Annotated in this window: 19 protein-coding genes and 1 riboswitch; of the genes, 7 read left to right on the plus strand and 12 right to left on the minus strand. The window is 68.9% G+C overall.

Features of this window, described 5'->3' with window-relative positions; all coding sequences use genetic code 11:
• Positions 1-145 precede the first annotated feature (145 nt).
• Positions 146-901 carry an SDR family oxidoreductase gene (locus E0H50_RS14880; RefSeq protein WP_131288430.1) on the plus strand — a complete coding sequence of 252 codons (756 nt, stop codon included), beginning with the start codon at positions 146-148 and terminating at the stop codon, positions 899-901.
• Here the strand turns inward: E0H50_RS14880 and E0H50_RS14885 are convergent.
• Positions 865-1,737 (minus strand): DUF3800 domain-containing protein, encoded by an 873-nt coding sequence (locus E0H50_RS14885; RefSeq protein ID WP_131288432.1) that lies wholly within the window; start codon positions 1,735-1,737, stop codon positions 865-867. The two genes, E0H50_RS14880 and E0H50_RS14885, sit on opposite strands and share 37 nt — an antisense overlap.
• 182 nt (positions 1,738-1,919) lie before the next feature.
• Entirely contained in the window at positions 1,920-2,756 is an 837-nt protein-coding gene (locus E0H50_RS14890; RefSeq protein ID WP_131288434.1) for an SAM-dependent methyltransferase, read from the minus strand.
• A gap of 148 nt (positions 2,757-2,904) precedes the next feature.
• On the opposite strand from E0H50_RS14890, the gene E0H50_RS14895 reads away from it, so the two are divergent.
• Positions 2,905-3,459 (plus strand): dihydrofolate reductase family protein, encoded by a 555-nt coding sequence (locus E0H50_RS14895; RefSeq protein ID WP_131288436.1) that lies wholly within the window; start codon positions 2,905-2,907, stop codon positions 3,457-3,459.
• Positions 3,460-3,654: 195 nt separating this feature from the next.
• Here the strand turns inward: E0H50_RS14895 and E0H50_RS14900 are convergent, their stop codons facing one another.
• A complete protein-coding gene (locus tag E0H50_RS14900; protein ID WP_131288438.1) occupies positions 3,655-3,948 on the minus strand; it encodes a YciI family protein in 294 nt (97 codons plus the stop codon).
• A 60-nt stretch (positions 3,949-4,008) separates the two neighbouring features.
• On the opposite strand from E0H50_RS14900, the gene E0H50_RS14905 reads away from it, so the two are divergent.
• Entirely contained in the window at positions 4,009-4,566 is a 558-nt protein-coding gene (locus E0H50_RS14905; protein WP_131288440.1) for a GNAT family N-acetyltransferase, read from the plus strand.
• Here E0H50_RS14905 and E0H50_RS14910 read toward each other — a convergent pair.
• Together E0H50_RS14910 and E0H50_RS14915 are read right to left on the minus strand one after the other, a co-directional pair.
• A complete protein-coding gene (locus E0H50_RS14910) occupies positions 4,529-5,290 on the minus strand; it encodes a class I SAM-dependent methyltransferase (protein WP_131288442.1) in 762 nt (253 codons plus the stop codon). The genes E0H50_RS14905 and E0H50_RS14910 overlap by 38 nt on opposite strands.
• Positions 5,287-6,216 (minus strand): SDR family oxidoreductase, encoded by a 930-nt coding sequence (locus E0H50_RS14915; protein ID WP_131288444.1) that lies wholly within the window; start codon positions 6,214-6,216, stop codon positions 5,287-5,289. The genes E0H50_RS14910 and E0H50_RS14915 overlap by 4 nt, the downstream gene beginning before the upstream one ends.
• Positions 6,217-6,315: 99 nt before the next feature.
• Between E0H50_RS14915 and E0H50_RS14920 the strand changes: the two genes are divergently transcribed.
• A complete protein-coding gene (locus tag E0H50_RS14920) occupies positions 6,316-6,984 on the plus strand; it encodes a TetR/AcrR family transcriptional regulator (RefSeq protein WP_131288446.1) in 669 nt (222 codons plus the stop codon).
• A 98-nt stretch (positions 6,985-7,082) separates the two neighbouring features.
• Here the strand turns inward: E0H50_RS14920 and E0H50_RS14925 are convergent, their stop codons facing one another.
• Together E0H50_RS14925 and E0H50_RS14930 are read right to left on the minus strand one after the other, a co-directional pair.
• Complete coding sequence (locus E0H50_RS14925; protein ID WP_131288448.1) at positions 7,083-7,934, minus strand: HAD family acid phosphatase; 852 nt, start codon at positions 7,932-7,934, stop codon at positions 7,083-7,085.
• 99 nt (positions 7,935-8,033) lie between these two features.
• Positions 8,034-8,504 (minus strand): GNAT family N-acetyltransferase, encoded by a 471-nt coding sequence (locus E0H50_RS14930; RefSeq protein WP_131288450.1) that lies wholly within the window; start codon positions 8,502-8,504, stop codon positions 8,034-8,036.
• Between the two features lie 73 nt (positions 8,505-8,577).
• Here E0H50_RS14930 and E0H50_RS14935 point away from each other — a divergent pair, with 73 nt between their 5' ends.
• Entirely contained in the window at positions 8,578-9,507 is a 930-nt protein-coding gene (locus E0H50_RS14935) for a hypothetical protein (protein ID WP_131288452.1), read from the plus strand.
• Here E0H50_RS14935 and metH read toward each other — a convergent pair.
• The 3 genes from metH to E0H50_RS42955 all read right to left on the minus strand — a co-directional run bounded on the left by metH (position 9,392) and on the right by E0H50_RS42955 (position 15,121).
• On the minus strand, positions 9,392-13,012 hold the full coding sequence (gene metH / locus E0H50_RS14940) for a methionine synthase (RefSeq protein ID WP_131288454.1): 3,621 nt from the start codon (positions 13,010-13,012) through the stop codon (positions 9,392-9,394). The genes E0H50_RS14935 and metH overlap by 116 nt on opposite strands.
• A 23-nt stretch (positions 13,013-13,035) precedes the next feature.
• A riboswitch (S-adenosyl-L-homocysteine riboswitch) is annotated at positions 13,036-13,112 on the minus strand.
• 69 nt (positions 13,113-13,181) lie between these two features.
• On the minus strand, positions 13,182-13,715 hold the full coding sequence (locus E0H50_RS42950; protein ID WP_165547141.1) for a TetR/AcrR family transcriptional regulator: 534 nt from the start codon (positions 13,713-13,715) through the stop codon (positions 13,182-13,184).
• Positions 13,712-15,121, minus strand: a complete 1,410-nt coding sequence (locus tag E0H50_RS42955) for an MFS transporter (protein WP_165547142.1) — start codon at positions 15,119-15,121, stop codon at positions 13,712-13,714. The genes E0H50_RS42950 and E0H50_RS42955 overlap by 4 nt, the downstream gene beginning before the upstream one ends.
• A gap of 135 nt (positions 15,122-15,256) precedes the next feature.
• Here E0H50_RS42955 and E0H50_RS14950 point away from each other — a divergent pair, with 135 nt between their 5' ends.
• Complete coding sequence (locus tag E0H50_RS14950; RefSeq protein ID WP_131288456.1) at positions 15,257-16,135, plus strand: NAD-dependent epimerase/dehydratase family protein; 879 nt, start codon at positions 15,257-15,259, stop codon at positions 16,133-16,135.
• Between the two features lie 193 nt (positions 16,136-16,328).
• Here E0H50_RS14950 and E0H50_RS14955 read toward each other — a convergent pair whose 3' ends face one another.
• Positions 16,329-17,969, minus strand: coding sequence for a S1C family serine protease (locus E0H50_RS14955; RefSeq protein ID WP_202868141.1), 1,641 nt, complete (start codon positions 17,967-17,969; stop codon positions 16,329-16,331).
• A gap of 83 nt (positions 17,970-18,052) precedes the next feature.
• Positions 18,053-18,610: a TetR/AcrR family transcriptional regulator gene (locus E0H50_RS14960; RefSeq protein ID WP_131288458.1), complete on the minus strand. Its 558-nt coding sequence runs from the start codon at positions 18,608-18,610 to the stop codon at positions 18,053-18,055.
• Positions 18,611-18,705: 95 nt separating this feature from the next.
• On the opposite strand from E0H50_RS14960, the gene E0H50_RS14965 reads away from it, so the two are divergent.
• Positions 18,706-19,536 carry an oxidoreductase gene (locus tag E0H50_RS14965; protein WP_131288460.1) on the plus strand — a complete coding sequence of 277 codons (831 nt, stop codon included), beginning with the start codon at positions 18,706-18,708 and terminating at the stop codon, positions 19,534-19,536.
• The last annotated feature ends 115 nt before the right edge of the window (positions 19,537-19,651 follow it).

Genomic DNA, 19,651 nt, shown 5'->3' on the forward strand with positions numbered 1-19,651 from the left:
GTACTGCGCCCGTGCACCCCGGACGTCGGAGGCGCCGACAGGCCCTCGACATTTTGCCTGGATGTATTCCAGCTCACATCGAGTCACACGCCGCGAGCGGGCTCCGTCAGCGCTGCAGAGACGACAACGAGAACGGAGAAGTTCGATGAGCACGATCCTGGTGACAGGCGGTACGGGAACGATCGGCCGTCAGGTGGTCCCGCTGCTCCAGGCGGCCGGCAGCAAGGTCCGGGTCCTCAGCCGGCACACGGGCGATCGCGGCGCCGGCGTCGAGTACCTGGCCGTCGACCTCCTGAACGGCGACGGCCTGGACCGGGCCGTGGACGGCGTCGACGTGATCCTGCACCTGGCCGGCGGCCCGAAGGGCGACGAGATCGGCACCCGCAACCTGGTCGCGGCGGCCGAACAGGCGAAGGTCGGTCATCTGGTGCACATCTCGGTGACCGCGGTCGACCAGCTGCCGCTGACGTACTTCAAGTCCAAGCTCGGCGCCGAGCAGGCCGTCCGTGGGTCGTCGGTGCCGTGGACGGTACTGCGGGTCGCCCAGCTCCACGACTTCGCCTGGAAGACGGTGCGCGCGATGGCGAAACTGCCCGTCATGCCGATGCCGGGCGGCCTCCGCATGCAGCCCGTCGACGGCCGGGACGTGGCCGAACGACTCGCCGAGCTCGCACTCGGTGAGCCGCAGGGCCTGGTCCCCGACCTGGTCGGACCCAAGGTTTACAGCCTGTCGGAGCTGGCTCGCGACTACCTACGCGCCACGGGCAAGCGTCGGCTGTTGCTGCCGATCCGCGTCCCCGGCAAGGCGGGCAAGGTGTACCGCGCGGGCAGCAACCTCACCCGGGCCGGCGCCGACGTCGGCACTCACACCTGGGACGAGTTCGTCGCCGCACAGGTGTAGGGCTCCAGCAGCTCCACCAAGTCCGGCGTACGACGGCGCGCGATACCGGCCAGGAAATCGGCGACCTGCACCCGCGGATCGTGTTTGGAGTCGACCTGCACGAACGAATGCAGGGGCGCCGGCTCCACGTCCGCGGCGAGGAACGCGCCGAGGCGCGTCACCCGGCCCGGCGTCAACGCGCTCTGCTCGTCGTGCACGACGGCGACCGAACGACCGCCCGCGCTCCAGTACAGCACCGTCTCGGCGAGCGCCGGCACCAGCGGCTCCAGCGGCGGCGGGAGCTCCGGGTCCTCGTCGATCAGCCGCTGCATCACCTCTTCGACCCGCGGCCGCGTCACCGCACGCAACGCCGGTACGTCGGCCGGCATCGTCGCGAAGAACCGGTCCACCGCGGCGTGGTCCATCAACCGCACGCGCTTCGTCCTCGTCAGGTCCACGAACGCGGCCAGGAACCCGGTTCGGTGCCGCAGCGCCGCGGCGACCTCCGTGTGATCCGTGCCGAGGCTGGTGCCGGCGCCGTACGACGGCTCCTCGGTGAACAGCTCGAACACCCGCGCGGCGACGTACGCGGTCTTGTCGATGCTGAGCACGTGCGCATGCCCGCGCAGGGTGGTGAGCAGCCACTCGAGCGCGGGCCGCTGCTCGGGTCGCAGCAGCTGGTTGGACTTGTACTCCGACCGGCGGCGCAGGCGGGATCGCAGTACGTCGATCACGTCGGCCGCCGCTGGTACGGCGAGATCGACACTGGCATGGGTGATCACGGGTGAGGCGGGGTCGAGCAGGTTGGTTCCGGAGAACCCCGACTCGTCACACGCGACCTCGACGAAAGAAGTCACAGAAGGCATGGAAAGGCCGGCTCCAAGGCTGAAGGACTGCACGCTACGGGGCCCGTCCTCGGGACGGGCTTGATCGGACGCGCCAGGAGTCATCGGGGCGCGGTGACGATCAGTAAGCGGCAGCAGCCTGGGCAGACATGCGCCCATCATGGTCCGGCAGGCCGCCGGACACCAGCCATTTGTTACGGCTTGCGACCGAGAGCGACCAGGAGGAGCTGGCCGGCGCCGCTCAGGTTGAGTTTCTGCTGGTCCTCCGGCCACCACGACGTCAGGTCGACGACCCCGGGCGCGACCAGCTCGAGCCCCGCGACAAGCTCTGCGATCTCGTCTCGGGTGCGGAACCGCATGTGCGGGAACGCGTCCTGCAGCTTCTCCTCGATCGCGGTCGAGAACTCGGACAGCCGCCCGCCGTCGCGCGGGTTGAGCGGATGCGTGAGCGCCAGGTAGGAGCCGGGCGGTACGGCGGCCAGGTAGTCCGCGACGACCGGCACCGGGTCCGGCGTCGAGTGCAGGACCAGGCCGAGCAGGATCCCGACCGGGCGGGTCAGGTCCAGCGCCTCGGTCACGGACGGATGCGCGAGAACGACGGCCGGGTCGTTGAGGTCCGCGTCGGCGAAGAAGCTGTGCCGGTCGTCGGCGAGCAGCGCCTGGCCGTGCGAGATCGCCGTCAGGTCGTTGTCGACGTACACGACCTTCGCTGCCGGGTTGGCGCGGAGGGCGATCTCATGGGTGTTCGGCACGGTCGGCAGCCCGGCGCCGAGGTCGAGGAACTGGTCGATCCCGCCCTCGGTGATCATCCGGCCGATCGCGTCGGCCATCCAGCGGCGGTTCTGCCGGGTCAGCTCGGAGATCTCCGGTGCGATCTTCAGCAGTTCCTGGACGAATTGCCGGTCGACCTCGAAGTTGTTCTTGCCGCCGAGCAGCAGGTCGTACACCCGGGCCTGCGAGGCCCGTTCGAGGTCGATGGCGGCCGGCTCGTCGGCACGCACCGGCCGGTGCGTGCCGTCGTGTTCCCGCATCGCCGTACCGCACCTCGCTCCGTCATGCGAAAAGCTGAATTGCCGGAAGCGTATCCAGGCGGCCGCCAGCAGGACGCACCGGGTCGGCCGGCGATGAGTTTTCCCGGGTTCGCTCGTCTCAACACCAACCGCACGAGGAGGAACGACCATGGCGAAGGTGCTGTACTCGGTGACGCTGTCCGTGGACGGCTTCATCACCGGCCCGGACGGCGACATGCAGTGGATGCGCCCGTACCTGGGCCCCAACCCGGAGGTCGACGACCTGCTGCCCCGGATCGGGTCGCTGCTGATCGGCCGCCGCTCCCACGACGGCGACGACCCGCACAAGGGCGAGCCCGGGGAGGGCGAGGCGTTCGGCGGCGGCTGGAGCGGACCGGCGTACGTCGTGACGCACCGCCCACCGTCCCGCCCGGAGACCGGGGTCACGTACGTCGACGACTTCGCAAAGGCCCTCACCCAGGCCAAGGAGGCGGCCGGCGACAAGTACGTGAACGTCATCGGCGCAAACATCGCCAAACAGTGCATCGAGGCCGGCGAACTGGACGAGGTCCTCCTCTTCTACGCCCCAGTCATGCTCGGCGCCGGCACCCGCCTCTTCACCCACCCCAATGGCCAAACCGTCCCCCTAGAACGCATAAGCGTCACCAAAACCCCACTGGCCACCAGCCTCTGGTTCAAGGTCGTCCAACGCGCCACGCCGTAGGTCCACGACAAACGTCCGGAGTAGGTACCCGCGCCGACCAGATGCAACAGCCTGGGGCGTACGGGGAGAGCCTCCCCAAACTGGTTTGGGGAGCCTCTGTGCGTGAACCGGGGAGCCACACAGCCCGATCCGGGAGGACAGAACACCCCAAACCGGTTTGGGGCGTCACTTAGGGCACGAGTTCCCGGTGCGGGGTTAGAAGTCGGTGGCGGATGGGTGCATTACTGCTCGGATTTCGACTGAGCGGTCGGTGGCTCGGGCGTCTGGGAGTAGGCGGGCCAGCTCGATGGCCCGGTCGCGGTTTTCTACGTCGATCACGTAGTAGCCGTCGATCTTGGTGGGCTCGTGGTCGGGCAGGCGGATGGACAGTTGGGCGTCCGCGAGCAGTTCACCGCCGACCAGTTCGCCGGCGTCGTGGGCGACTCGTTCGAACTCGTCGCGCCGCAGGCGTGCCTCGCCGTCACCCTGCAGGATCAGTAGAAACTTCATCGGCGCTCTCCTCTCACAGGTACGACGGAGTCGAACGCGCAGTCTTGACATGATGTGCAAATGTTCGCCCGCACCAACCGCCTGACCCTGCGCCGCTTCACGCCCGCGGACGCCGAGCAGTTCGCCGCGTACCGCTCAGATCAGCAGGTCGCCCACTTCCAGTCCTGGGAGCCCCCGCTGCCGCTCACCGAGGCGCAGCAGACTGTCGAGCGGTTCGCGCAGGGCGATCCGGAGGCGCCCGGCTGGTTCCAGTACGCGGTCGACCTGGACGGCGTACTGATCGGCGACCTCGGCCTGAACCTGAGCCAGAACCTGATGCAGGCCGACCTCGGATTCACCCTCGCGGCGGAGTATCAAGGCCACGGCTACGCGTCCGAGGCCGTGCGCGGGCTGCTCCAGCACTTGTTCGTCGACCGCGAACTGCACCGGGTCTCGGCCGAATGCGATGCCCGCAACACCGCCTCGGCCCGGCTGCTCGAACGCGTCGGCTTCACCCGCGAAGGCGAGCGACCCGCGAACTCCTGGTTCAAAGGCGAGTGGACCGACGACCTGCTGTACGGCCTGCTCCGGGACACCTACCTCAGCCGGCAGCCGCCCACGCCCGCGCCGTCAGACTGATCGACCCGTCGGCAGCGATCGGCAGCCGCGCCCGTACGGCGTCCCGCAACGCCTCCTGATCCTCGACCTCCAGGCTGCGCAGGTACGCCGGCGCCACGCCCTGCCCGCCCAGGAACGGCTCCCAGTAGTCATCGAACGACGCGAACTCCGTCGGTACGACGATCTCGCGCGTCCGCACCTCGCCGAACCCGGCCTCGCGGAACAGCTCCTCCAACCCTTCCGGCGTACAGAACGGGAACCGTCGGCCTTCGTCGTGCTCCCGGTCCTGCGGCCGTACGTCGGCCATCGCGTCGAAGAAGTACCGCATCAGCTGCATACCGCCGGCGTAGTCCCAGACGTAGACCGCGACCGTCGAACCGATCTCGCGCATCCGGCGCAGCGCCTCGACCCGTTCGGGGATGAAGTTGAGCACCAGCCCAGCGACCACCACGTCGTACGGGCCGTCCGGGAGCTCGGCCGCGGACCGGACCTCGAAGGTCGCCCGCGAATCGTCGACGGTCTGTCGCGCGTAGCCGACGAAGCCCTCCGACGGGTCGACACCGAGCACGGACACCGGATCCGCCGTACGAAGAATGGTGCCGGTCAACGCGCCGGTGCCGCAGCCAACGTCGAGCCAGCGCAGTCCGGCCGGCTGCTGGAGCCAGCCGACGAACTCCGGCGCGACGAGCCGGCTCCAGCGGCCGACGTACGACTCGTAGATCCCCCCACTCGACCACTCACTCATTTGCGCAGGATAGACGGCAGCGCCACCCCCGTCAGTCCTTCGGAGACCGTCCACAGCCGGGCGCTGGTCTCGGCATCGAGGGCCGCCTTGGGCTGCTTGGCCAACGCGGTCGGGCCGACGAGGCCGAACCGTCCGGACGGGCCGTAATACTTACCGTGCTCAGCTGCGGGGTCCGCCGCGGCGAACAACAGCGGTTCGGTGCCGATCTCGACGCCCTGCGAAGGGAGTGGGGCGAGGAGCATCAGGCGTGTGGCCAGCGGCGTCCGGTCGCGGCCGAGGCTCGGGCCGGTCGTCTGAAGGTTGGTGTTCGTGTAGCCGGGGTGCGCCGCGACACTGAGTAGGCCCCAGCCGTGCTCGGTCGACAGCCGGGCGAGTTGGTTGCTCAGCATCAGGTCGGCGAGCTTCGACTGCGAGTACGCCGCCACCGACCGGTAGCGCCGTTCCCACTGGAGGTCGTCGAAGTGGATCCGGCCGAAGTTCGCCGCACCGCTGGCCATCGTCGCGACCCGCGGCGCCGGAGCGGCCAGGAGCAGCGGCAGCAAGCGGACGGTGAGCGCGAACGGGCCGAGGTAGTTAGAGCCGAACTGCAGCTCGAAGCCGTCCTTGGTGACCATGCGGTCGGGCGGGTTCATCACGCCGGCGTTGTTCACCAGCAGGTCGAGGTGCGGCTCGTCGGCGGTCAACTGCTCGCCGAACTCCTGCACCGAGGCCAGGTCGGCGAGGTCGATCCGCCGTACCTCGAGCTGGGCTCCTGGGTACGCGGCGAGGATCTCGGCACGAGCCGCCTCGCCCTTGGCGGGGGTCCGGACCGCCAGCACGACCCGCGCGCCCGCGGCCGCGAGCCGCTTGGCGGCCTCCTTGCCGGTCCCGCTGTTGGCGCCGGTGACGACGGCGAGCTTGCCGGTCTGGTCTGGGACGTCGTACATGATCCACTCTCCGTAAAAGACTGGTGGTCTGTTATGACCGCGACGTTATCAGACCGATGGTTCGATAACAACAGACCGCCGGTCTGTAGACTGTGACGTATGACCTTCCAGCGCGCGCGCAGACCGGAGCAGCGGGCCGAGCGGCGGCGGGCGATCCTCGCGACCGCGGCCGCGATGCTGACCGAGATGCCGGTCGCGGACGTCAGCCTGAACGAGCTGAGTCGTCGCGTCGGCCTCGCGAAATCGAACGTGCTGAACTACTTCGACTCCCGCGAGGCAGTCCTGCTCGAGCTGTCGAGCAGTGAGCTGTCGGCCTGGGTGCAGGACCTGGCGACTGCCTTGCCGGACAGCTCATCTGAGACGACCGACGAGCGTGCCGACCGGCTCGTCGCGACGATCGTCAACACGCTGGCGAAGCGGCCGGTGCTGTGCGACCTAATCAGCACGCAGGCAGCGGTCCTGGAGCGGAACATCACGACCGAAACGGCGCTCGCCTTCAAACGCGCGGCGGCTGTCTCCTACGAACAAATGATCACGGTAGTCGTCGGCGTACTGCCGGAGCTCGGGCCAGAGGGCGCAGGCAGGTTCATCGCCGCTGCGAGCCTGCTCGCCGGCTCGATCTGGACCCACTCGCACCCGGTGCCCGCGATCCTCGCCGCCTACGAGACCGACCCGGCGCTGGGCGCGCTCCGGATGGAGTTCGAGCCGGCGCTGACCGACGCGCTACGCACCTTGCTGTACGGCGCTCTGCCGCGCGTCACGGAGTGAAGACGGGCGCGAGGTCCACGTAGACGCGGTAATCGGTGATCAGACCGTCGGTCGGCCGGATCAACGGGTGATCCGGCCGACCATCGATCAGCGCGCGATCACGGCAGGTAGTAGTTAGGGTTCGGCAGCTTGAAGGTGCGGTCGGCGAATCCGCCCTTCAGGTCGGAGAACTGGTCGCCGAAGTTCGCGACGATGTCGTAGCCGAGCGATTCGATGTGCGCCCGGGTGGCCGACTTGTAGTGGATCGTCGTACAGGATCCGTTCGGGTCGCCGGCGCAGGCCTTCTTGAGGTAGTCCGGGTAGTCGGCGACGGCCGGCTTGGTGAACAGGCCGTCCTCGCCGTTGCTGAGCGCGGTCGGCTTCGGGTAGCCGGCGTCGACGCCGATGCCGTCCGCGGTGAGGTTGCCCAGCGTCGCCTGTTCCTGCGCGGCGCCGCGGCCGGTCAGGAAGAAGATCGCGTACCCCTCACGCTCGGCCGTCTTCACCAGGTCGACCATGCCGGGCACGGCCGGGAACCTCTGGTTCAGCACGTAGTCCGCGTTCGTGGCCGGGTTGTACGCCCAGTTGCTGAAGATCTCGTAGTTCCAGGTGGCCAGCGAGGTGTCGTCGACGTCCAGCACGATCGCCTTCGTCTTCGTCGTGTGGTGCGGCAGTGAGATCCAGCGGGTCCCCGCGGCGGCGGCCTTCCGCGCTTCCTTCGCGTAGTTGCTGTCCGCCGCGAAGGTGCCGGTGCCGAGCGGGTCGCCGTAGTAGTTGCGTAGTTGCTGCCGCAGTACGTCGATGTTGGTGACCTGCTTCTCGCTGTGCGGTGTCGACGTCTGGATCGCCGGCTGCTGTGTCGCGGCACCGGCCGAGTACGCGACCCCGCCGACGACCGATGTCATCGCTACCGCGGCGACGCTGGTCAGAACCATGCGGCGGGACGGCCGGCGCCAGGAACGGAATGCCATGGTGACCTCTCCAAGAACAGGAATGCTTGCGAAAGGCACGCTAACTCCATTCGCCGCCGATGCACCTGCCGCACGCCGCAACTTGAGGGGAATCCTGCGTCAGACAGCCTTCACGTAGCGGTGGCACGGGATCGGCAACGTTCCGCGTTCGACCGACGCCGGATAGTCGAAGGGGCCGCCGTCGGTCCAGCCGCTGCGTTCGTAGAACCGCCGGGCACGCGCGTTGCCGGTAGCCACCGCCAGCCAGGCTTCTTGGTGGCCTCGGGCCTTCACCTGCCGCTCAGCTTCGGTGAGCAGGGTCCCGGCGACACCCGATCCCCTGTGGTCGCGCGCGACGTACACCTGCTCGACCTCGGCGCCCACCACCATGACGAACCCGGCGATCTCGTCGCCGACGACGAGCACCGTGGTGTCCGCGACCCGCTGCGCGGCGCGGGTCCAGAACGACTCTTTGGTGCGGATCGCGACCAGTTCGTCCGGCACGTGTCCCAGGTGGCCGTCCTGCCATCCGGCGTACCAGATCGCGGCCACCGCATCGGCATCTTCAGCAACAGCAGGTCGCACAGTCATTCCGTCAGCGTAAATGAACCCGCGGCGCCCCTACGCTTGCTCCGTTCGCTTCCCTCACGAAGGAGAACACGCCGTGGCCACTGGTCTGGTCAGGACCGACGATCCGTGCCTCTCGTGGGGAGAGTCGATCGTAGAAGCCGTCAGCGAGAAGACCAATCGCGTCGTCCGCTGGCGCGGTATCGACTTCGTCGTCCGGCCGAACGATCGAGCGCCGATGGACGCGGTCCACTCGCTCCGCTCGAACGACAGTCCACTGTTCCTGCCCGAGGAGCTGGCCGACACGGTACGCCGGCACGCCGCCGGCGCGCCGAAACGGGGCGATGCGGAGCGGCTGGTCGAGGCCACGGGGCACACGATGTCCCAGTCGGCCGGGCTGAGCAGCGAGCTGTTCGACAACATCGGCGGGATCTACGAGCAGGAGGCCGATCTGGACGCCGGGCTGGCCGACGTCTGGGCCCAGGAACGACTGGCCGAACTCTGGCCGAAGACCGAGTCCGGAAGGTTCGTCCCCGCCGGCGAGGTGCGGGACTTTGCCTTCGCCGGCCGGAACCCGGCGGCGGCAGCGGCCGCTCGGGAACTGATGACGGAGATCGTCCGCCAGCAAGGCCCGGGCGCGCCGATCGGACCCGAGGACTACGCGGCCCTCTCCGAGGCGTTGATCAAGGAGAAGCCCGAGGAACGGTTCGGCGAGATCCTCAAGCTGCTGCCGGGCACCGACGAACTGTCGCCGTCCGACAGGTTCTCGGCCGAGGCCGCCCTCCGCAGGGGTTTCTCCGAGGCCGTCGCGACCGGCGACCCGTCGCGCGCGGCCGCTGCCGTCCGGAGGGCGTCGGAGCGGATCGACCCCCAGCTCCGGCGGCTGGCGGACGATCCGGCCCTGGCGCCGGTCACTCCGGGTCGTACGCCAGATTCGGCCGGAGCCAGCGTTCGACCTCAGCGAGCGGGAGGCCACGACGTACGGCGTAGTCCTCGATCTGATCGCGACCGAGGCGGCCGACACTGAAGTAGCGCGACGCCGGGTGCGCGAAGATCAGACCGCTCACCGCCGCGGCCGGCGTCATCGCGAACGACTCGGTCAGCCCGAGGCCGATCTTGTCCGCCGCGAGCAGCTCGAACAGGTCCCGCTTCTCGCTGTGGTCCGGGCTCGCCGGGTACCCGAGAGCGGGCCGGATGCCGCGGAACCGCTCCGCGTGCAGGTCCTCCAGCACCGGCTGGACGCCGGGCTCGAACCACGCCCGCCGCGCCTCCAGGTGGATCCACTCGGCGAACGCCTCCGCGAGCCGGTCGGCCAGCGCCTTCACCATGATCGCCCGGTAGTCGTCGTTACGTTCCTCGTACGTCTTCGCCAGCGCCTCCGCGCCGTGGATCGCAACCCCGAACCCGCCGAGATGGTCACCGGACGGCGCGATGTAGTCGGCCAGGCAGCGGTTGTTGCGCCCGGCCGGCTTCTCGGTCTGCTGCCGCAGCATCGGGAACGACCGGTCCAGCCCGTCCAGGACGATGTCGTCGCCCTCGCTGTGCGCCGGCCAGAACCCGTACACGCCCTCGGCGGTGAAGGACCCGTTCGCGATGATCTCGTCCAGCAACGTGTTCGCGTCGTCGAACAGCTCCCGCGCAACCGGCTGCTCCAGGATCGCCGGGTACTTGCCCTTCAGTTCCCAAGCCAGGAAGAGGAACTGCCAGTCGACCATCTCGCGCAGCGTCTCGATACTCGGGGAGACGTAGCGCAGCCCGGTGAACTCCGGCACCGGCAGCTCGCCGTACTCCACCGGCTCCTTGTTCGCCCGCGCCTCGGCCAGCGTCAGCATCGGGGCGCGCTGCTTGTTCGCGTGCTGTTCGCGCAGCCGCTCCTGCTCGACACTGTTGCTCTTGGCAAGCTCTGCGGCGCGGTCGGCGTCGAGCAGATCGGACACCACGCCGACCACCCGCGATGCGTCCAGGACGTGCACAGTGGTGTTCTCGTACGCCGGTGCGATCCGGACCGCGGTGTGCTGCTTGGACGTGGTCGCGCCGCCGATCAGCAACGGGAGCTTCAGCCCGCGGCGCTCCATCTCGGCCGCGACCGACACCATCTCGTCCAGTGACGGCGTGATCAGCCCGGACAGGCCGACCGCGTCCGCACCCTCGGCCACCGCGGTGTCGAGGATCCTTGCCGCCGGCACCATCACGCCGAGGTCGATCACCTCGTAGTTGTTGCAGCCGAGCACCACGCCGACGATGTTCTTGCCGATGTCGTGGACGTCGCCCTTCACGGTCGCGAGCACGACCTTGCCCTGCCCGCGGACCATCTCCGCGCGGCCTTCACGCCGGGCCTGCTCCTTCTCCGCCTCCATGAACGGCTCGAGGTACGCCACTGAGCGCTTCATCACGCGGGCGCTCTTCACCACCTGCGGAAGGAACATCTTGCCGGCGCCGAACAGGTCGCCGACGACCTTCATCCCGTCCATCAGCGGGCCTTCGATCACTTCCAGCGGCCGCGGCAGTTTCTGCCGGGCCTCCTCGGTGTCGTCCTCGATGAAGTCGACGATGCCGTGCACGAGCGCGTGCGACAGCCGCTCCTCGACCGAGCCCTCCCGCCAGGTCAGGTCGACCTCGCGCTGCTTGCCCTTGCCCTTCACGTTCTCGGCGAACGCGACCAGGCGGTCGGTGGCGTCGTCGCGGCGGTCGAAGATGACGTCCTCGACCAGCTCCAGCAGGTCCTTCGGGATGTCCTCGTAGACCGCGAGCTGACCGGCGTTCACGATGCCCATGTCCAGGCCGACCTGGCCGGCGTGGTACAGGAACGCGGAGTGCATCGCCTCCCGGACGATGTCGTTGCCGCGGAACGAGAAGGACAGGTTCGAGATCCCGCCGCTGATGTGGACGCCCGGACAGCGGTCTTTGATCAAAGGCAAAGCGTCGATGAAGTTCTTCGCGTAGCCGTTGTGCTCGGACATGCCGGTCGCCACAGCGAGCACGTTCGGGTCGAAGATGATGTCCTCGGCCGGGAAACCGATACCGGTCAGCAGGTCGTAGGCGCGACCGCAGATCTCCACCTTGCGCTCGACCGTGTCGGCCTGGCCCTGCTCGTCGAACGCCATCACGACGGCGCCGGCGCCGTACGACATGATCCGGCGGGCGCGGTCGAGGAACTCCTCCTCGCCCTCCTTCAGGCTGATCGAGTTGACGACGCCCTTGCCCTGCACGCATTTCAGGCCGGCCTCGAGCACCGACCACTTCGAGCTGTCGATCATGATCGGGATCCGGGCCACCTCGGGCTCGGTCGCGATCAGGTTCAGGAACGTCGTCATCGCCTGCTCGCTGTCGAGCAGGTCGGCGTCCATGTTCACGTCCAGCAGGTTCGCGCCGCCGCGCACCTGCTCCAGCGCCACGTCGACCGCGGCCTGGTGGTTGTCGCCCTCGATCAGCCGGCGGAACTTCGCCGACCCGGTGACGTTGGTCCGCTCACCGATCATCACGAACCCGGTGTCGGCGCCGATCTTGAACGGCTCGAGCCCGGAGAACCGGGTGGTGTGATCGGTGGGTACGACGGTACGCGGCTGGAGGTCCCGGACCGTGTCGGCGATCTGCTGGATATGCGCGGGCGTCGTACCGCAGCATCCGCCGACGATGTTGACCAGGCCGGACTCGGCGAACTCGTGCAGCAGCGCCGACGTCTCCTCGGGCGTCTCGTCGTACCCGCCGAACGCGTTCGGGAGGCCTGCGTTCGGATGCGAGGCGACGTACGTACCGGCGAACCGGGCCAGGTCGGCGACGTGTGGGCGCAGCTGGGTCGCGCCGAGGGAACAGTTCACGCCGACGACGAGCGGATTGGCGTGCTCGACCGAACTCCAGAACGCTTCGACGGTCTGACCGCTCAGGGTGCGGCCGCTCAGGTCGACGATCGTCACCGAGATCCACAGCGGCAGGTCCGGCGCGACCTCGCGGGCCGCGGCGACGGCGGCCTTCGCGTTCAGGGTGTCGAAGATCGTCTCGATCAGCAGCAGGTCCACGCCGCCCTCGGCCAGCGCCGCGATTTGCTCGGCGTACGCGTCCTTCACCTGCTGGAAGGTCACCGCCCGGTACGACGGGTCCTCGACGCGCGGGCTCAGCGACAGCGTCACGTTCAGCGGCCCGATCGAACCGGCGACGAACCGGCCGCCGAACTCGTCGGCCGCCTGGCGGGCCAGTCGCGCGCCGGCGACGTTCATCTCGCGGACGTACTCCTGCAGGCCGTAGTCGGCCTGGCCGATGCTCGTCGCGGTGAACGTGTTCGTGGTGGTGATGTCCGCGCCGGCGGCCAGATACTGCCGGTGGACGTCGAGGATCAGGTCCGGCCGGGTCAGGTTCAGCAGGTCCGGGTCGCCGGTCACGTCGTGCGTGTGCCGGCCGTTGTGGGTTTGCTGGCCGAACCGATCGCCGTGGAAGTCGGCAGGCTGCAGCTTGGCGCCCTGCAGCATCGTGCCCCAGGCGCCGTCGAGGATCGCGATCCGCTGATTCAACAGCTCCCGCAGCGCGGCTTCACTCATCTGCCAACCCCTCCAGAAGAAACTCTCCGGAGGCGCCCTTGCATCAAAGCTCCAGGTCGAGCGTGGCGGACCCGGGTCCGTTGCAGCGCCTCTCGGCCTGGATGCCCCATGTTAGTGGCGTCACACTCAGCGCCAAGCGCAGAGTCCACATTCTAGGACGGGTGTTCACTCAGTGGATGAGTTGCTGGATCGCCGGGGCGTAGAGGGCGACGACGGTGTCCAGGTCCGCGGCGGCGATCGGGCCGGTCTTGTCGATCGCGATCGCGGCGCCGAGGCCGAGCAGGTGCGCGGTGATCAGGGCGGCGCGGAGGCCGGCGTCCGGACCGGTCAGCCGGGCGGCGAACGCGCGGGTGACCTGGTCGCGGAAGTGCTCCCGGATCTGCGCCCGCTCGTCCCCCTTGCCTGCCGCGAAGACGACCCGGACGAGCAGGTCCTGATCGTTCGCCCGGCGGTACTCGACCAGCGTCCGGACCGCGTGCTCGCCGAGCCGTTCGTTCGGTGCTTGCAGCAGTAGCTGAGCAGCCTCACTGAAGTCGGCGACCCGTTCGAAGAGCGCTTCCTTACTGCCGTAGTACTTGACGATCAGGGCAGCGCTGACCCCCGCGTCCGCGGCGACCCCGCGCAGCGTGACCGCGTTGTACGGTTCGCGCGCGAACGCCTTCCGGGCCGCGCGGAGGATCGTCGTCCGCCCCGGATCCGTCACGTCGTCGTCACCTCGTACGCCGGCTCCGGCCGCCGTACCGGAATCAGCAGCACCAGCCCGGCGGCCACCAGCGCGGCGATCCCCGCGATCACGAACACGATCAGGTACGCCGACAGCGCGGGCGCGACCCGGCCGCCCGAGGAGATCGTGACGCCGGCGAGCACGCTCGCCACGATCGTGCTGCAGATCGCCTGCCCGATCGTGCGCATCAACGTGTTGAGGCCGTTCGCCGCGGCCGTTTCGGTCACCGGCACAGCATGCATGATCAGCGCCGGAAGTGCCGAGTACGCAACGGCGGTTCCGGCACTCACCACCGTCGCGCCGATCACGATCCCGGCGACATTGCTGCTGGTGAAGACGCGGACGACGTACCCGGCGGCCATCAGGACCGACGCGATCCCGAGCGTGAACCGCGGGCCGCGGGCCGCCGAGATCCGCGCGGACACCGGCGAGAGCAGCACCATCGCGACACCGCCGGGCAGCAGACACAGGCCGCTGACCACGATGGATTCGCCCAGCCCGTAGCCGGTCCACGTCGGCTCCTGCACCAGCTGGGCGGTCGAGAGCGAGTTGGCGTAGAAGGCGAAGCCGATCAGCAAGGCGCCGAGGTTCGTGAAGAGAACGGCCGGGCGCGCGGAGACACGGAGGTCGACGAGCGGGCTCCGCGTCCGCAGCTCGTACCAGCCCCAGAGCGGGACCAGCAGAACCGCGACCGCGGACAGTCCGACGATCGCCGACGTACTCCATGCGCTGCTCTTGGAGACCGCGAGCAGCAGGCAGACCAGGAACGCGCTCAGCCCGATCGCCCCCAGGACGTCGAACCGGCCGCTGGTGCGGATCGCGGACTCCGGCACGATCAGCAGCACCAGGACGATGTCGAGCAGGCCGAGCCCGAGGTTGATCCAGAACATCGTGTGCCAGTTCGCGTACTCGACGACGAGCGTCGCGGCCGGGATGCCGAACGCGGCGCCGATGCCCAGGGTCGAGCTCATGATCGCGATCGAGGGAATCACCCGGCGCGGCGGCAGTTCGTCGCGCAGGATGCTGATCCCGAGCGGGACCACGGCGACCGCGGCGCCCTGGAACGCGCGGCCGACGATCAGCACGGACAGGTTCGAGCTGCTCGCGCAGAGCAGGGATCCGATGACCATCGACGACAGGGCGATCAGCAGGACGCGGCGCTTGCCGTACATGTCGCCGGCGCGGCCGAGCAGCGGCGTGAACACCGCGCCGGTGAGCAGCGTGACCGTGATCAGCCAGCTGACGTCCGACGCCGGGCTGTGGGTGATCTCGGGGAGTTCGGGGAGCAGCGGTACGACGATGGTCTGGCTGATCGAGACCAGCACGCCGCAGAACGCCAGCGCTCCCAGAACCAGACGTGGCCGAACGGCAGGACGGGCAGACAAGCGGAGTCCTCACAGGGGTGAACGGTTGTTTACCCGATGATCGTAAACGCTTGTTCACCCCCGGAGGAAGTGGACCCGGAAACCGCTCACCAATTGGCCCAGCCCGACAGGCAACCAGTTGCCTACGGTGACCCCATGAGGATCTTCATCGCCGGCGCCACCGGCGCGATCGGCCGCCGCCTCGTCCCCCTCCTGCGCGCCGGAGGCCACCAGGTAACCGCACTCACCCGCGAATCGCGTGGGACTGTGAGCGGTGGGGTGACGGCTGTTGTTGGGGATGTGTATGACGTTGGGCGGTTGCGGGAGGTGGTTGCTGAGGCTCGGCCGGATGTGGTGATGCATCAGCTGACCGACCTGGCGTCGCGGGACTTCGCCGCGAACAGCCGCATCCGCCGCGAAGGCACGCGCAACCTGGTCGACGCAGCCCTCGCGGCCGGCGTACGGCGAGTTGTGTCGCAGAGCATCGCGTGGGCCTACGAGCCTGGCGCGACCCCCGCGGCCGAATCCACCCCGCTCGACCTGCATGCGACAGACGCCACCCGTCGCGCCACAGTCGAGGCCGTCGCCGCCCTGGAGGCGATCACCGCCGAAGCCCCCGAGTGGGTCGTGCTCCGCTACGGCATGCTCTACGGCCCCGACACCTGGTACACCAAGGGCGGTCTGATGGCCGATCTCGCCACCACCGGCAATCTCCCCACCGGGCCCGACATCACCAGCTTCCTCCACATCGCCGATGCCGCCACAGCCGCGGCAGCCGCTCTCGCGTGGCCCACCGGCCCCGTCAACATCGTCGACGACACTCCCGCGCCCGCCTCCACCTGGGCGCCGGCCTTCGCCGAGTCGGTCGGCGTGTCCCCCGACGTACTCGCTGACCACCGCGCTCGGGATGGTCGACGCGAGCTCGACCCGAGCGCCGCGCGTACGCCGTGGGCTCGCGGAGCGTCCAACGCCCACGCCCGCTCACTCGGCTGGACCCCCATCCACCCAACCTGGCGCACCGGCTTCATCTCCTGACCCACCTCCTGACCCGTCGAGTCGTGGCGATCGGCTCGCGGTCCGGAGTGCGAGTCGTGGATTGTGGCTGAGATTCGGCGCCGATTCTCACGACTCGGCGGGTACAAGAGATCGGGCCCGGCGCTCCGAGGGGGAGGGGGAGCGTCGGGCCCGATCTGGGCGGTCCGCCGGCAGCGAGGGGGTGGCGCTGGGGTCAGCGGACCGGGCCTGTGATGAGTTCGATGGTTGCTTTGTGGGTTTGGCCGGACTGGTCGGTCCAGCCGACCTCGACCTTGTCTCCGGGGTGCTGCTTGTTGAGGAGTTCGGAGAGGGTTTCGGGCGAGGTGACGGCGTGCCCGGCGAAGGAGGTGATCACGTCACCGGCCTCGATCCCGGCCTCGTCCGCGTGACCGTCCGCGACCACGTCGCCGACGACCGCGCCGCTGGTGCCGGCACTGGTCACGACCGAGACCCCGAGCATCGCCGAGTCCCCGATGTGTACGTCGTCCGACGCCTTCCCGTCCTGAATCTGCTCAGCGATGTCCAGCGCCTGGTTGATCGGAATCGCATACCCCTCGGTCGTCGTCCCGGCCCCGTTCCCGGACCCACCCGAGCCGTCCCCGTACCCGTTACCCGAACCGTCCCCGTACCCGTTACCCGTACCCGACCCGTCGCCGCTGCCCGAGCCTGAACCGTCTCCGTAGCCGTTGCCCGTACCCGAGCCATCGCCCGAGCCGTTGCCGTTGCCGAAGGGGAAGGTGCCGGTTCCGTTTCCGTCGCCGTAGCCGTTGCCGGTGGTGGTTCCGTTGCCCCAGGCGGCCAGCGTCGCGGTCGCGCTCTGTGCGGTGGACGCCGCGGTCTGTCCCGGACGGCCCTGGCCGCCGTTGTTGCCGCCGTTGCCGGCCACGTCGACGCCGATCACCTCGCCGTTCGCGTTCACCAGCGGGCCGCCGGAGTCGCCGGCCTGGATGTTCGCGTCGGTCTGGATCAGGTTCTCCAGGTTCTCCGGATCCTGCCCGTTCTCGTCGGTCGCGGTGATCGACTGGTTCAGCCCGGTCACCTTCCCGGCCGCGTAGCTCGGCTCGCCGCCGTCACCGCCGGCGTTCCCGACCCCGACGACCTGATCGCCGAGCTTCACCTGGTCGGAGTTCCCGGTCTTCGCGGTCTCCAGCCCGGACGCGTCCTTCAGCTTCAGTACGGCGATGTCATGCTCCTCGTCGTACCCGACGACACTCGCGCTGTACGTCTTCCCGTTCCCCACGTTCGTCACGCTGATCGACGTCGCGCCTTCGATCACGTGGTGGTTGGTGAGGACCTCACCGTCGGAGGTGAGCACGATCCCCGTGCCGGCTGCCCGTGCGTTCTCGTACCCGAGGACGGTGTTCACGTCCACCAGACCGGGAGACACCTTGGCGGCCACAGCGGCTGGGTCGAAAGCTTGCTGCGAGAGCTGCGAACTGTTCGCGCCCGAGCGCTGGTCGATGCCCCAAGCAACCGAACCGGCGACCAGCACCGCGGCCAGCCCGAGCGCACCGGCACCCAACAGCCGCCGCCCCCGCTTCTTCGGCGCCTGCACCGGAGCCCCAATCGCATACGGAGCCCCAAATTGCGCCCCATACTGCGGTTGCCCGTACTGCGGCATCTGCTGGTACTGCGGATACGCCTGCTGCCCATACGCCTGCCCCGGCTGACCCGGCCGACCCGCCACGGGACCCGGCTGCTGACTCGGCTGGATCGGCTGGATCGGCTGGCTCGGCTGTTGGCCGTGGTGCCCGCCGGCGTGCTGTGCGCCGGGGTGTGGGCCGGCGCCCTGCTGTCCGTCGTTCTGCGGTCCCGGCGCAGCGCTCTCGTTCATCTGGTGTCGCCCTCCTCGGCAAGTTCCCTCTGCCTTCGAGTAGAGCTCGCCAGACTGAGAACTCCATCGGGCCCGCCAATGAATCAGCTGAGAATCCGCTCCACGGCCGTCACGACAGCCGTCCGCCGCAACGACCGGTCCGGAAGCTCCGCGCCGTACTCCGGGTTCATCGACGACCAGCTCGTCGCGATCGCCTGAATCAGCGACAGCAGACTGACCGGGGTGAACCGGCGCGACACCACCCGCCGCCGGATCCCCCGCTGAATCTCCTCCAGCCGGCGCTGATTGACCGCGACGATCGCCTCCAGCGGCTGACCGTCCGGACGCTCGAGCCGGTACCAGACCGACAGCCGAAGCCGGTCCGGATGCTCCTCGAAGTAGTCGAACACCCGGCCCGCGTACGACGGCAGGTCGTCGACGTCGAACCCGACCTCGTCCAGGTACTTCTCGAGCGACGCCTTGAACACCGCGTCGAACAGCTCGTCCTTGTTCCCGAAGTAGGCGTACAGCATCGCCTTGTTGCACTCGGCCACCTCGGCGATCCGGCTGACCCGGGCACCGCCGATCCCGCGCGCCGCGAACTCCTCGGTGGCGGCCTCCAGGATGCGGGCCCGGGTCCGGTCTGCGTTCCGTTGCTGCATGCGACGAGCCTACCAACCAACCGGTTAGTTGATTTCCAACCAACCGGTTGGTTAGATTGAGGCGGATCCAACCAAACGGTTAGTTAGGAATGATGATGAGCAAGATCTGGCTGGTCACCGGGAGCTCGCGCGGCCTGGGTCGCGCGCTGACCGAGGCGGTGCTGGCGGCCGGCGACCGCGTCGTCGGCACGGCTCGCACACCCGAGCAGCTCGACGACCTGGTGACGAAGTACGGCGATCAGCTCCGGGCGGTCGCTCTCGATGTCACGGACGCTGACGCCGCGCGCGCAGCCGTACGGACTGCGGTGCGGGAGTTCGGTGGGCTGGACGTGGTGGCGAACAACGCCGGGTACGCGAACAGTGCGTCGATCGAGGAGATGGCCGACGACGACTTCCGGGCGCAGGTGGAGACCAACCTGTTCGGGGTGGTCAACGTGACGAAGGCCGCGCTGCCGGTGTTTCGCGAGCAGCGCAGCGGGCACTTCCTGCAGTTCTCGTCGATCGGTGGGCGGGTCGGCGGCACGCCCGGCATGGGCGCGTACCAGACCGCGAAGTTCGCCGTCGAAGGGTTCTCCGAGGTGCTGAACAACGAGGTGCGGCCGTTCGGCGTGAAGGTGACGATCGTCGAGCCGGGCGGTTTCCGGACCGACTGGGGCGGCTCGTCGATGCAGCTCGCCGACGTGCACCCGGACTACGAGTCCACCGTCGGCGAGATGCACCGGCGCCGGATCGAGACGGACGGCAAACAGCCGGGCGACCCCGCGAAGGCCGCGCAGGCGATCCTCGAGATCGTCGACCTGGACAACCCGCCGCTCCGGCTGCTGCTGGGCACCGACGCACTCAAGCTCGCCGAGACCGCATCGGTCTCCCGCGCCGCAGAAGCCGCCGAGTGGTCCCACCTCACCACCTCAACCGACTTCACGTGACGCGACGACAGCCCGCATCTGGTGGGTGGGCGTCCGAGAATCCGGGTCTACGTCCGAGATCCGGGGCGTAAACCCTGCATCTCGGACGTCAACCCAGCAAATGCCACCGACGGGG

This window comes from Kribbella sindirgiensis (genome assembly GCF_004331435.1).
Lineage (GTDB): Bacteria > Actinomycetota > Actinomycetes > Propionibacteriales > Kribbellaceae > Kribbella > Kribbella sindirgiensis.